This window comes from Acinetobacter sp. YH12131, assembly GCF_013418635.1.
In the GTDB taxonomy this organism is placed as follows: Bacteria; Pseudomonadota; Gammaproteobacteria; order Pseudomonadales; family Moraxellaceae; genus Acinetobacter; species Acinetobacter towneri.
In genome coordinates this window covers 1-12,741 of sequence record NZ_VPBQ01000019.1, presented here as the reverse complement: position 1 = coordinate 12,741, position 12,741 = coordinate 1, and the positions used below count along the sequence as shown (strand labels likewise).

Genomic DNA, 12,741 nt, shown 5'->3' with positions numbered 1-12,741 from the left:
TTTGGTTCACGGAATCAACCTTCGGAAGCCTGAAAGGGCTTTCGAATACTAGGTTAAGCGTATGGCAAATTTAAAAGAAATTCGCGCCAAAGTAGCTAGTATCAAAAGCACGCAGAAGATTACTCGAGCGATGCAGATGGTAGCAGCTTCTAAGATGCGTCGTGCGCAAGAGCGCATGGCTCAAGGCCGTCCGTATGCCGAAAATATGCACCGTGTAATTGCTCATTTGGTACAAGCGAACCCTGAATACAAACACCGTTATATGGTTGAACGCCCAGTTAAGCGCGTTGGCTATATCATCGTGTCTTCAGATCGTGGCCTTGCTGGTGGTTTGAACATTAACTTGTTCAAGAAAGTGGTAAAACACGTTCAGCAGCAACAAGAGCAGTCAATTGAAGTTCAATTTGCTTTAATTGGTCAAAAAGCGGTTTCGTTTTTTAAAAACTACGGCGGTAAAGTGCTTGGTGCAACAACTCAGGTTGGTGATGCGCCGAGTCTTGAACAGTTAGCTGGTTCTGTACAAGTGATGTTGGATGCTTATGATAAAGGCGAGTTAGATCGTATTTATCTAGTGTCAAACGGCTTTGTCAATGCCATGACTCAAAATCAAAAAATCGAACAACTTGTACCTTTAGCAGCTGCTGAAGAAAACAAGACCCTTAACCGTCAATACGGTTGGGACTATATCTATGAACCAGAAGCTGAAGAGCTGTTAAATGGTTTATTGGTTCGTTACATCGAGTCTATGGTTTATCAAGGTGTGATTGAAAACATCGCATGTGAACAGTCTGCGCGTATGGTTGCAATGAAAGCTGCAACAGATAACGCAGGTGAACTGATCAAGAGCCTACAACTTATTTATAACAAGCTGCGTCAAGCCGCGATTACTCAGGAAATTTCTGAAATCGTTGGTGGTGCCGCTGCCGTTTAACATTATTAGTTTGAATTGAGGAGACAGCAATGAGTGGCGGTCGTATCATTCAGATCATCGGCGCGGTTATCGACGTCGAGTTTGAACGCAACAGCGTTCCTAAGATCTATGACGCTCTCCAAGTTGACGGTACTGAAACTACATTAGAAGTTCAGCAACAACTTGGTGATGGCGTAGTTCGTACTATTGCAATGGGTTCTACTGAAGGCCTTAAGCGTGGTTTGAACGTAACTAACACTAACGCGCCAATCTCTGTACCAGTAGGTACAGCGACACTTGGTCGTATCATGGACGTTCTTGGTCGCCCTATCGACGAAGCTGGTCCAGTTGCAACTGAAGAGCGTTTACCAATTCACCGTCAAGCGCCTTCTTATGCAGAACAAGCGGCTTCTACTGACCTTTTAGAAACTGGTATTAAAGTCATTGACTTACTTTGCCCGTTCGCGAAAGGTGGTAAAGTTGGTCTGTTCGGTGGTGCGGGTGTTGGTAAAACCGTAAATATGATGGAGTTGATCAACAACATCGCTAAAGCGCACTCAGGTTTATCTGTATTCGCTGGTGTTGGTGAGCGTACTCGTGAAGGTAACGACTTCTATCACGAAATGAAAGACTCTAACGTTCTTGACAAAGTAGCCATGGTTTACGGTCAGATGAACGAGCCACCAGGTAACCGTTTACGCGTAGCGTTAACTGGTTTGACTATGGCTGAGTATTTCCGTGATCAAAAAGATGAGAACGGTAAAGGTCGTGACGTATTATTGTTCGTAGACAACATCTACCGTTATACACTAGCAGGTACTGAAGTATCAGCACTTCTAGGTCGTATGCCATCTGCAGTAGGTTACCAGCCTACACTTGCAGAAGAGATGGGTGTTCTTCAAGAGCGTATTACTTCAACTAAGTCTGGTTCGATTACATCTATTCAAGCTGTATACGTACCTGCCGATGACTTAACTGACCCATCGCCTGCTACAACGTTCGCGCACTTAGACGCAACTGTAGTATTGAGCCGTGACATTGCATCTCAAGGTATTTACCCTGCGATCGATCCACTAGACTCAACTTCACGTCAGTTAGACCCATTAGTTGTTGGTACTGAGCATTACGAAATTGCTCGTTCAGTTCAAAACGTTCTTCAACGTTATAAAGAATTGAAAGACATTATCGCAATTCTTGGTATGGACGAATTGTCAGAAGAAGACAAACTTACTGTATACCGTGCACGTAAGATCCAACGTTTCTTCTCTCAACCGTTCCACGTAGCAGAAGTATTTACTGGTGCGCCTGGTAAACTTGTACCGCTTAAAGATACAATTCGTGGCTTTAAAGGTCTTCTAGCTGGTGAATACGATCATATCCCAGAACAAGCGTTCTATATGGTTGGTGGTATTGACGAAGTGATTGCTAAAGCCGAGAAACTTTAATTAGCAGCTCTAATTTAGGAGATTCTCATGGCGACTATGCAATGTGATGTTGTAAGTGTAAAAGAGTCTTTGTACTCTGGCACTGTGACTATGCTAATTGCAAAAGGTGCTGGCGGTGAACTCGGTATTATGCCGGGTCACGCACCACTAGTAACTTTGCTTCAGCCGGGTGCAATCCGCGTTCTGCTGGAAAATGGTACAGAAGAATTAATCTATGTATCTGGTGGTGTTCTAGAAGTTCAACCGCATGTTGTTACGATTCTTGCAGATACTGCAGTTCGTGCAGAAAACTTAGATGAAGCAGCAATTCTTGAAGCGCGTAAACACGCTGAACAATTGTTGGCGAATCAAAAGAGCGATTTGGACTCTGCTGCTGCTTTGGCTGCTTTGGCAGAAACTGCTGCACAGTTGGAAACCATCCGCAAAATCAAAAACCGCGCACTTTAATTGCTGGTTTAAGATTGAAAAAGCCACTCGAAAGAGTGGCTTTTTTTATGGCTGATAAAAGTGAATTACTGCAGTGTTTGATATTTCAGAAGCTTAGGACGCATCAGCAGCATCAGTTTTGCTATTCGGAGTCGCTTCACCCTGCAAAATCATACCCGCCAACTTCACCATTTCAGATTGAATATTGCCCATTTGCTGTTCTAGCTTTTTAAAATCGACCTGACTAAGGTTAATTTGACCGTTTAAAAACGGGGAGTTTAAAACTTGTTGATTGGCTGCTAACAGGTTTTGACGAATCGTATCAATTTCTTGTGTTTTTAAATCTAAGCTGCTGAGGGTTTGATTAAAACCATGCAGTTGCTGTTGTAATTGAGTTGCAGCAAGCTGGAGTTGTTGTGGGTCTTGTGCGTTGATTGCTGTTTGCAATTCTGATTTGGACTGATTGAGCTGTTCAACATATTGTCCAGCTTTAAGTTGTAGATCAGCTACATCGCGCACAATGTAAAACATATTGCCGCTGCTTAGGGGTGCTTGTGTTGCATCAGGATTGCTATTGCTAGAAGTTACAGTCCCTTGTTCTTCGACTGAGCTGCTTTGAGGGCCAGATGCCTGTTCACAAGCACTGAGTAGTAAACCTGCGCTGAGTAGGGGGAGCAGTATTGCATATTTAGAAAATAGTATATTCATCTTGATCTAATCATTTATAAGGCATTAAAACCAATATAAAACGAAAATATGAATAAAAAACAGATTATTGCAAAGCAATAACAAATATTAGAAGTGTGGTTGAAACGAAAAACAAGGAATTGCCGAAGCAAATTCCCTGTATAAAGTGTTCATTGCCAAGCATTATTTAGCGAGTTCTGCTGCAATCGCATCCAAAATTCGTGGGTCTTCTGCAGTTAGATCAGGCGCAAAACGTGCTACGACTTCACCTTGCTTGTTAACTAGGAATTTTTCAAAGTTCCATAAAATTTCCGGCGGATTATTTGGGGTTAAGCCATAATCGACCAAATCTTTCCACCATGGGCCTTCACCTATACGTTCTGGAATGGCCTGAATTAAGGTGCGATACAATGGGTGCTTGTTCTCACCCACCACAGGAATTTTAGCAAATAACGGGAAACTCACCTGATAATTCAATGAACAGAATTCCTGAATTTCTGCATCACTGCCTGGTTCTTGAGCCAAAAAGTCATTGGATGGAAAAGCCAAAATTTCCAAACCTTGTGTTTTTTGATCCGCATACAATTTTTGTAAGCCTTCATACTGTGGGGTTAAGCCACATTTAGAGGCGACATTAACAATCAACAATACTTTTCCAGCATATTGATTTAATGTGGTTTCTTCACCTGAATTAGTGAGAACGGGAATGTTATAGACCGAATGGCTCATGTAAGTGTCCAAATGCGAATGATATGAAGTGTTATTGTTTTAACTGGATTTATAAAGCACAGCAAGTTGAAAACCAGAAAATTTATTGTATTTGTGTGCAAATGAAGAAGGACTATAAATTAAAAAAATATAAGGATTATCATCATTTAAAAATATTGGTGGATAAGTTGAGCGAAAAGTGCCATAAATAGCCCTGAAGTTTAGTTTGGGCTTCAGGCAATCAAATCAATTGGATGATCAGAAAACAGCAGTAAGCTTATGCAGCTGATGTGCAACAAGGATGATGCAGACATGACACAGCCAGCCAAAGGCGCACTTTGGGCAATTCTACTCCCTGTGATTGCGGTATTAATTTGGTCGCTCAATATCGCCGTGACACGTTATGTCGCAGAATATATTTCGCCAGTGAGTATCAGCTTTTACCGCTGGCTTATTGCATTTTTGATTCTCACGCCTTGGATATTGCCTAAAGTTTGGCAGCAACGCAGTTTAATTCGTCCACATATAAAACAGTTAGCCGTTTTAAGTGCCTTTGGTTTAGTGCTGTATCAAGGGCTAAGCTACACCGCAGCCAATTATACGACTGCCACCAACATGGGCATCATCAATGCATTTATCCCCATGTTTACGGTATTGGTATCTTTGATTATTTTAAGAGACATTCCGACAAAATTTGCAATTTTGGGCTGTATCATTTCATTTTTTGGCCTGTTGTATGTGATTGCACAGGGTGATTTCAGCCAATTAGCACAGCTGACTGGGCATGCAGGTGATATGCTGATGGTGCTAGCGGTGTTCTTTTATGCTTTTTATGGGGTGTTTTTAAAGAAATGGAATTTAAAACTGCCTTTAATGCTCAGCCTGTATGTGCAAATAATTTTTGCGCTGATTTATCACCTACCTTTTATTGTGTGGCTAGGCTTAGACCCGCTCAATAGTCAAAATAGCTTCAGTGTTTTGTATGCGGGGATTTTTCCATCCATTATTGCGCCTTTAGTATGGATGCTGGCAGTACAGCACTTAGGGCCAAACCGTACCAGTATTTTTATGAATTTGATGCCTGTATTTACTGCAATCATTGCTTATTTTTGGCTGGCAGAAGTATGGGGGAGCTATCACACTGTTGGTGGTTTGATTATTTTAATGGGCATTGTTTTGGCTCAAATGAAAACTCGTGTGCAAATTCCACTAAAAAATTGAGTGCGTTTGCTCTTTTTTTGAGCATGAAAGATGTATCTAAAATACTGTTTTATTCAAAAAATATACAGGATTTAGGCATATAATTTATGACAGTTTTTTTAATTTTTCTAAAATAATTGAAAAAATAGTAAGATAATTTAAATTGTTAAGAAAAATTGATAAGTCTATCATTGATTATTTATGTAAGATTAATAGAAATAATCTATTTGTATAGTCGACTAAATTACTCCATAATTCACGTACTGGAAATGATCTGCTCTAGCAAAAACTCAGCAAGACATCATTCGCAGCAAGATTTTCGTACCCTCTGGATGTGCTTTTATACACATCCTTTTTATGCTCAACCATCCCTATATGGTTGAGCTTTTTTTTATCTAAAATTTGTCTAAGCCTAGGCGCGAATGACCAAACCTGTCTCTGCATCTAAAATTCGGCTAGGTTGTTGGCTTAAGCCTAAATCACCATTTAAATAATGCAGTTGTTGCTGGAAATACTGGGTTGCTTCTTGCAGGGAGCGCGCAGGTTCATGGCCAGCAGGGTTGGCACTAGTTGAAACAATAAAGCCATCAAAAGCATGGCATAAAGCCATACATAAAGGATGGTTGGTCACGCGTACCGCAACTTTCGGGTGTTGTCCTGTAATCCAGTTTGGAATTGCCGCTGTGGTGGGTAACAGCCAAGTGGTGGCACGCTCAGTCGGATGTGTATTGCTCCATGAGGCAATTACACGATCTTGCATATCTGGCTTTAAATCTTCAAGCAGATGTTCTACCTGTGACAGGTGCCCTGCCAGTAAAATGACGCCTTTTTCAATTGGACGTTGTTTGAGGCGTAGAATTTCCAAAAAAGCCTGCTGATTATAAGGATCACAACCTAGACCCCAGACCGCCTCTGTTGGATAGGCCAGCACTTGTCCCTGTTGTAGACATGCAGCGGCTTCGGTGACAGAGGTGGTAATCATGCGAGTTGACCTAAATAGAAATGGGAGAGGGCTATTGTGAACCTTATTTGTGAGGACGACAACGCAGATACAGGCCTGATTGCTGCATTGCTAAGCCCATGAGCTCAAGTTCCATCAAATAAGCTGTAAGTACGGCAATTTCCAAGTCGAGCTGTTGTGCCAAGTGGTCAATACTTTGTCCGACCCAATCCAATTGATGATACAACGCCAATAAATGCTCAGGAATATGCGTCACGATTTCATGGGTGGCTTGTAGCGAGGTTGCTGTATCAGGCTTGGTTGTATTGCTTTGTCCTGTTTGAGCATCCAGTTTTGAAGATGGTAAGGTTGAGTCAGAGCTCAATTGATCAATATTTTGTTGTTGATATTGCCATTGAGTCGGCAATGCCAAATCTTCAAGCACCTGTTCAGGATGATCCACCAAAATTGCACCTTCACGAATTAATTGATGGCAACCCTGATGAAATTCACTGTAAATATGTCCAGGAATAGCAAAAATTAATTTACCTTGTTCGGCTGCGCATTTAGCGGTAATCAGTGATCCACTATTTAAACTGGCTTCAGCAACAATAACGCCAAGACTCAATCCACTCACCAACCGATTACGTCGTGGAAAATTTTGCTGCAAAGGTTTGGTGTGAGGTAAAAATTCTGTAATCACTGCACCGCCACGCTCCACAATCTGCTGGCGGAGTGTATGGTGGGCGCTCGGGTAGGTGCTGTCTAAACCTGTGCCCATGACTGCAATGGTACGACGGTGTGCCAAAGCGCCTTGGTGTGCAGCCTCATCAATACCTTGTGCTAAACCGCTATTGATAAAGAAACCTTGTTCACTTAAATAATAGGCAAAATCATAGGCCACTTGCCGTCCGTGTGGGCTGGCTTTGCGACTGCCCACAATTGCGATTTGAGCTTGCAGTAAAGCCTGAGCATTGCCTTGCCCAAATAAAATTGGAGCTTTGTTTGCATAGGGGCGTAGTTGGTTAGGGTAGTTGGGATCATCCAAGGTCAGGATAAAATCACAATGCTGTTGTAATTGTTTTAAGACGTTTTCAAAGGCATGTTGCCCTGACTGACTAAGATATTCTTTAGCACGCTGTTGATGGTTGGCATGTACACGTACTTCTGACCAAGCCAAAAGATGTTCGGGCTGTACTGCGGCAGCCACGGAACCAAAATATTGTTCTAGTTTATAAAAACTCGACAGTGAATGCTGAACCAAATACCACAACTTAATGTAGTCAATTTGATGTGGGGTGAATGAATTCAACATGTCACCATCTCAGACTATTTTTAGTCGTCCATTAGGGGTGTTTGTAAGTTCGCACCCACTTTAATTGGCAATTCGCTGTCTAATACATAGGCATAGCTGATGTGATCAAAGCTCTTGAAGACCATGATATTACCAATGCGTTCGCCAGGAAGTTGCACGCGCTCTTTGGTTTTCGGGTCAGTCACAACTTCGCCTTTTTGAGCGACAGAGAATACGTGACCTGATTGCACGCCATGCAGCGTACCACGGTCAATGGCAACTACACTGTGTTTCGCAGCCGTACCAATAGAGCCCATTACACGAACCACTTGACCACCTGCAGTTACATTTTCGGCATGGGTCGGATAGAACAGTGTTGGCAACATTGGGTCATAAACAGGCAGGACACGGTCACCACGACGCACTTCAGCGTTGTAAGTGTCGGTCAATTCAAGTGTGGTAATGTCATTTTCACCACGTACTGCAATACCTGCTGCAACCTGAGTGAGTTCTAAGCCTGCATTGAATTTTTGACCATTGGCATCGGTTAGGATGTATGGTTCGCCTTCGCGATAGACAGCATAACGTTGACCAACTTCTAGGCCTACACCACGTGCATACACGCTTTGTCCTTTAGCAGCCAACACGCGTTGATCAGAAGTACCTAAAATATAAGGCGTGCCTTGCAGTGCATCTGCGGCAATAATGCTGCTGCGCTCTAACCAGTGCTTGATGTATTCCAGTGGGATCACAGGAATTGTATTATTTAAAGATTCTACGCGAATTTGCGGCTGTAAATTGGTGCTCTTGCCTGTGTAACGACGAATAATGCCTTCACAGCCATCACCTTCATCTTTACCAATAATTGGGCGACCTTCATAGGTACACATTAACAAGCGGTCACCCGGGAAAATCCAGTGTGGATTTTTCACGTGGCGGTTGCTTGCCCAAATTTCAGGCCAGCGTAGTGGATTATTCAGGAATTTTTTAGAAATATCCCACAAAGTATCGCCTTTTTTCACCACATACACATTCGGTGCATTGGCTTTTAAAGCAGGCGGATTAATATTTCGTGCAGGTGCTGCTTCAGCCACACTCATTGCCCCAAGTCCCACAGTGAGACATACAGCGAGCGCTAAAACTTGCTTTTTAAACCCCAAGACACGAAAAGAGGATGTGTCTGTCAAAACCTTTTTCATTATCATAATTCCTAAAATTATGTATGTAGTTGCGTTATAATAACGATCTTACACACATTTTTTTGATGAAGCATTCCTTCATTCGGTTTTTTGATCAATGGCATATAAGTGAGGACGTCCCATGGCCTTATTACCTATTTTAAGTTTCCCGGATCCCCGTTTGCGTACCATTGCCAAACCAGTTGAAGAAGTGACCGACGAAATTCGTCAGCTTGCTGCAGATATGTTTGAAACTATGTATGCCGCACCAGGAATTGGTCTAGCTGCGACACAGGTAGATCATCATATTCAGCTGATTGTCATGGATTTATCTGAAAATAAAGATCAACCCATGGTCTTCATTAACCCCAAAGTTACCCCATTGACTGAAGAGACCCAACCGTATGAAGAAGGGTGTTTGTCAGTGCCTCAAATATACGACAAAGTTGAGCGTCCGTCACGTGTAAAAATTGAAGCGATTAACCTTGAGGGTCAAACCTTTGAGCTAGAAGCAGATCAACTTCTCGCTGTTTGTATCCAACATGAAATGGATCACTTAAATGGTAAATTATTTGTCGATTATTTATCACCACTCAAAAGACAGCGTGCCCGTGAAAAAGTGGAAAAAGTAGTGCGCCAGCGTCAGAAAGAAAAAGTTGCTGTGAAGCGTTAAAACAAACAACCACCTAGTTGTCTATGTTTAGACCAAAGCATAAAAATCAGCCCAATTTCGATTGGGCTTTGTTATACTTGCGCCACACAAATTCAGGATAGATGTTTTTGTTGTTGCGTAGTGGCTTACTGCTTTTATTTATCGCTGTTTTTTTACAGATTGCTGTATTTTTACAGCCTTTGCTGCCTGAGCAATATCAAGTTGCGCCAGTCTGTGAAACCATCACGCGTGCACTTTTGTTGCCACAAGCCCATGCAGCACATACAAACTCTTCGCATGCACATTCATCTACATCACAGGTCGATGATCAGCAACTGACCGCACAGCATGAACATCATCATCACGATGCTTCACACCAATGTCAGTATTGTACGGTCTATGGCAACTTGGTCTTGCCACCTGAATTAGAGCTTAAAGAAGTGCTTGATCGTATTCAGGTGCGTCTTTTGGCTTTCCAAAAACGTTTTCAACACGTTTGGTTTGCACTTCAGCAACTCTTTTTACTTCCGCAGGGACGTGCTCCACCTCACTTTGCATAAATTCAATATTTTTCGGGTCTGCTTTGACCCTAACTGTATTTATGTTTTGAAGTGAGAAATAAAATGGCTCAGCCTAAATTTTTATTACAGCCTGTTGCGGCTGCAGTTTGTGTTGCCTGCTATTCAGCAAGTGCGTTTGCCGATCAAAGTATGCTGTCTGCGAATACGCATAGCCTTGCGCCTATTGTTGCAACCGCACAACAGGGCAATGATGCCAATGGTTTGGTGGTTCGTGCTAATCCAAAACAACCCATTCAGCCAATTCCAGCCACAGATGGTGCAGACTATTTGCAAAGCATCGTCGGCTTTAGTGCGGTCAACAGTGGTGCGGGTACCAATGGCGATGTGACCTTCCGCGGCATGTTTGGTTCACGTATTAAAATTTTAACCGATGGTTCTGAAAACTTAGGTGCATGCCCGAGTCGTATGGATTCACCAACCTCTTATATTTCACCAGAAAGTTTTGATGAAATTACCGTCATTAAAGGGCCGCAAACGGTGCAATATGCCAACACAGGTTCGGCTGCAACGGTATTGTTTGAGCGTAAGCCTGAGCAATTTGGTGAAGGTCAAAACTATCGTGGCCAAGCCAGTGTTTTGATGGGGTCATTTGGCCGTTTAGATCATAATGTTGAAGCAGCTGCGGGTGATGAGCAGAAATACATTCGTTTAAACGCCAACCGTTCTGTAGCAGATAGCTATAAAGATGGTAATGGTACAACTGTTCCTTCGGATTGGGAGCGTTGGAATGCTGATGTCGCTTTAGGTTGGACACCCGATGAAAACACTTGGCTAGAACTGACGGGTGGTCGTGGTGATGCTGAAGTGGTTTATGCGGGCCGTACAATGGATGGTTCTGAATTTGACCGCGAAAGTTTAGGTTTACGTGTAGAAAAGAAAAATATCACCGATGTGATTAAGAAAATTGAAGCACAGGTGAACTATAGCTTTAACGATCACGTGATGGATAACTATAGTCTGCGTAAAGTAGGTATGGCACAACATCACATGACAAAAGAGTGGGTGGAAGCTAAATCTGCAATGAATGTGACACGCCGTACTTTAAATGCACGGATGGCTGTAACGCATGAGTGGGATAAGCTGCAGTTTATTACAGGTATTGATAGTCAACAGAATAAACATGGTAAAGGCATGTATTCAGCCACAATGCCGAAAATGAACTTCCCTGTAACAACCGATATGGAATTTCAATCTTATGGCGGTTTTGGTGAATTGAGTTATCAACTCAATGATCAAAATAAATTAGTTACAGGTGTACGTGTTGATCAGGTCGAAGTTGATGCAGTGCAAACAGCTCAACAACGTAAAGAAACTTTGCCAAGTGGCTTTATTCGTTTGGAAAATCAACATCCGCAGCATGATGCCAAAACGTATGTTGGTTTGGGTTATGTAGAGCGTGTTCCTGATTATTGGGAATTGTTTAGAACAGATTTAAATGGTGTTGAAGGTACGACTTTTAAAAATCTAGATACTGAAAAAACCTTACAACTCGATCTAGGTTATCAGCACGAACATGGTGCATTCAGTTCTTGGGCATCGGCTTATGTAGGGATGATTAATGACTTTATTCTTATGAGCTATGACCCAACTGTAATGGTTCCAATGATGAAAAATGCTGCAGATTCTCGTAATGTGGATGCAACCATTGCTGGGGCAGAAGTTGGTATGGGTTATCAATTTACCGATGCTTTGCAAGCTGATGTGAGTGCCATGTATGCGTGGGGTGAAAACACCACAGACAATACGCCGTTACCACAAATTTCACCTTTGGAAGGACGTTTAAACCTACGCTATGTTCAGGATAAATATACTTTAGGTGCATTATTGCGTGTTGTTGATGGTCAAAGTCGTTTCAGCCAAAATCAAGGGAATATTGTTGGTTATGATGTAAAAGAGAGCAGTGGCTTTGGCGTGTTGTCTTTAAATGGTAGTTATAACCTAAGTAAAGGTGTTGATGTGTCTGTGGGTGTTGATAACGTACTGGATAAAACCTATACCGAGCATCTAAACAAAATGGGTGCGTCAGGAACAGGTTTACCAGTTACTGAACAATTTAATAATAGTGGTCGCAACTATTGGGCGCGTATCAGTATGAAGTTCTAATTTGGACTTTATTTAAACCAAAAGCAGAGCTTAGGCTCTGCTTTTTACTTTTTTTGTGATAATAATTACTTATAAAACAGTTGTTTAAGTGTTTGGGCTGTGTTTAAAAGAATTAGTTAGATTTTTATTAAAATAAATTTATAAGGTAAAACAGTAGTTTATCTATTTTTGGGTTTATAAAATAAACACTCGAAATATTTCTTTTACAAAAAGCCTTGCATGGCAAAATATTTGGCCTATAATGCACATCCATCGGCGGTGATGTTGATAAAAACTTGTTGAAAAACAACAGCTTGGTTGATTGATTTAAGATTAATTGAGTTTGTTTTGAGTAGATGGGTTTGAAAATAAAATCAACATTGCATGTTGACTTTCTAGAAATAGAGAGTAGTATAGCCGACCTAGCTTGATGCTGACGAAGCATCGAGAAGATCATTAAGAGATTATGAAGAACAACTTGTGTGGATTTTTACTGATTGATTAATCGAAAATATTTCATTGATTGATTGGTTTAAATTACTCGAAGTTTATTTGAGCGAAATTTAAGTCAGAAAATTGATGAGCCAGATTTGGAAGTTTAGATTAAAACTTCAAAATGATTTTAACTGAAGAGTTTG

General features: G+C 41.7%; 12 protein-coding genes. 7 read left to right on the top strand and 5 right to left on the bottom strand.

What is annotated here, in order from left to right; translation table 11 throughout:
- Positions 1 to 61 precede the first annotated feature (61 nt).
- Genes atpG through FTU66_RS11665 form a run of 3 tightly spaced genes read left to right on the top strand, consistent with a single transcriptional unit; the run spans position 62 to position 2,802 of the window.
- Entirely contained in the window at positions 62 to 931 is an 870-nt protein-coding gene (gene atpG / locus FTU66_RS11675) for a F0F1 ATP synthase subunit gamma (protein ID WP_180112838.1), read from the top strand.
- A 29-nt stretch (positions 932 to 960) separates the two neighbouring features.
- Positions 961 to 2,355, top strand: a complete 1,395-nt coding sequence (gene atpD, locus FTU66_RS11670; protein WP_004970134.1) for a F0F1 ATP synthase subunit beta — start codon at positions 961 to 963, stop codon at positions 2,353 to 2,355.
- A 27-nt stretch (positions 2,356 to 2,382) separates the two neighbouring features.
- The gene (locus FTU66_RS11665; protein ID WP_168419253.1) at positions 2,383 to 2,802 is read left to right on the top strand and encodes a F0F1 ATP synthase subunit epsilon; all 420 of its coding nucleotides are present in this window, start codon (positions 2,383 to 2,385) and stop codon (positions 2,800 to 2,802) included.
- Between the two features lie 93 nt (positions 2,803 to 2,895).
- On the opposite strand, the gene FTU66_RS11660 is transcribed toward FTU66_RS11665, so the two are convergent.
- Both FTU66_RS11660 and FTU66_RS11655 read right to left on the bottom strand, forming a co-directional pair.
- Complete coding sequence (locus tag FTU66_RS11660; RefSeq protein WP_180112837.1) at positions 2,896 to 3,489, bottom strand: hypothetical protein; 594 nt, start codon at positions 3,487 to 3,489, stop codon at positions 2,896 to 2,898.
- 162 nt (positions 3,490 to 3,651) lie between these two features.
- The gene (locus FTU66_RS11655) at positions 3,652 to 4,197 is read right to left on the bottom strand and encodes a glutathione peroxidase (RefSeq protein WP_180112836.1); all 546 of its coding nucleotides are present in this window, start codon (positions 4,195 to 4,197) and stop codon (positions 3,652 to 3,654) included.
- A 291-nt stretch (positions 4,198 to 4,488) separates the two neighbouring features.
- On the opposite strand from FTU66_RS11655, the gene FTU66_RS11650 reads away from it, so the two are divergent.
- Positions 4,489 to 5,397 (top strand): DMT family transporter, encoded by a 909-nt coding sequence (locus FTU66_RS11650; RefSeq protein ID WP_180112849.1) that lies wholly within the window; start codon positions 4,489 to 4,491, stop codon positions 5,395 to 5,397.
- 391 nt (positions 5,398 to 5,788) lie between these two features.
- On the opposite strand, the gene FTU66_RS11645 is transcribed toward FTU66_RS11650, so the two are convergent.
- Genes FTU66_RS11645 through FTU66_RS11635 form a run of 3 tightly spaced genes read right to left on the bottom strand, consistent with a single transcriptional unit; the run spans position 5,789 to position 8,809 of the window.
- Complete coding sequence (locus FTU66_RS11645; RefSeq protein WP_168419250.1) at positions 5,789 to 6,358, bottom strand: L-threonylcarbamoyladenylate synthase; 570 nt, start codon at positions 6,356 to 6,358, stop codon at positions 5,789 to 5,791.
- Between the two features lie 43 nt (positions 6,359 to 6,401).
- Positions 6,402 to 7,631: a DNA-processing protein DprA gene (gene dprA, locus FTU66_RS11640; RefSeq protein WP_180112835.1), complete on the bottom strand. Its 1,230-nt coding sequence runs from the start codon at positions 7,629 to 7,631 to the stop codon at positions 6,402 to 6,404.
- Between the two features lie 20 nt (positions 7,632 to 7,651).
- Positions 7,652 to 8,809, bottom strand: a complete 1,158-nt coding sequence (locus FTU66_RS11635; RefSeq protein WP_180112834.1) for a LysM peptidoglycan-binding domain-containing protein — start codon at positions 8,807 to 8,809, stop codon at positions 7,652 to 7,654.
- A gap of 121 nt (positions 8,810 to 8,930) precedes the next feature.
- Between FTU66_RS11635 and def the strand changes: the two genes are divergently transcribed.
- From def to FTU66_RS11620, 3 genes are all read left to right on the top strand, one after another.
- Complete coding sequence (def, locus tag FTU66_RS11630; RefSeq protein ID WP_154321169.1) at positions 8,931 to 9,461, top strand: peptide deformylase; 531 nt, start codon at positions 8,931 to 8,933, stop codon at positions 9,459 to 9,461.
- Between the two features lie 107 nt (positions 9,462 to 9,568).
- Positions 9,569 to 10,000, top strand: coding sequence for a DUF2946 family protein (locus FTU66_RS11625; protein ID WP_180112833.1), 432 nt, complete (start codon positions 9,569 to 9,571; stop codon positions 9,998 to 10,000).
- A gap of 63 nt (positions 10,001 to 10,063) precedes the next feature.
- Positions 10,064 to 12,124, top strand: coding sequence for a TonB-dependent copper receptor (locus tag FTU66_RS11620; protein WP_180112832.1), 2,061 nt, complete (start codon positions 10,064 to 10,066; stop codon positions 12,122 to 12,124).
- Positions 12,125 to 12,741: the final 617 nt, after the last annotated feature.

Bases quoted from the DNA above. Each gene is read 5' to 3' on its own strand.
- atpG (WP_180112838.1), top strand. From the start codon at position 62: ATGGCAAATTTAAAAGAAATTCGCGCCAAAGTAGCTAGTATCAAAAGC.
- atpD (WP_004970134.1), top strand. From the start codon at position 961: ATGAGTGGCGGTCGTATCATTCAGATCATCGGCGCGGTTATCGACGTC.
- FTU66_RS11665 (WP_168419253.1), top strand. From the start codon at position 2,383: ATGGCGACTATGCAATGTGATGTTGTAAGTGTAAAAGAGTCTTTGTAC.
- FTU66_RS11660 (WP_180112837.1), bottom strand. From the start codon at position 3,489: ATGAATATACTATTTTCTAAATATGCAATACTGCTCCCCCTACTCAGC.
- FTU66_RS11655 (WP_180112836.1), bottom strand. From the start codon at position 4,197: ATGAGCCATTCGGTCTATAACATTCCCGTTCTCACTAATTCAGGTGAA.
- FTU66_RS11650 (WP_180112849.1), top strand. From the start codon at position 4,489: ATGACACAGCCAGCCAAAGGCGCACTTTGGGCAATTCTACTCCCTGTG.
- FTU66_RS11645 (WP_168419250.1), bottom strand. From the start codon at position 6,358: ATGATTACCACCTCTGTCACCGAAGCCGCTGCATGTCTACAACAGGGA.
- dprA (WP_180112835.1), bottom strand. From the start codon at position 7,631: ATGTTGAATTCATTCACCCCACATCAAATTGACTACATTAAGTTGTGG.
- FTU66_RS11635 (WP_180112834.1), bottom strand. From the start codon at position 8,809: ATGAAAAAGGTTTTGACAGACACATCCTCTTTTCGTGTCTTGGGGTTT.
- def (WP_154321169.1), top strand. From the start codon at position 8,931: ATGGCCTTATTACCTATTTTAAGTTTCCCGGATCCCCGTTTGCGTACC.
- FTU66_RS11620 (WP_180112832.1), top strand. From the start codon at position 10,064: ATGGCTCAGCCTAAATTTTTATTACAGCCTGTTGCGGCTGCAGTTTGT.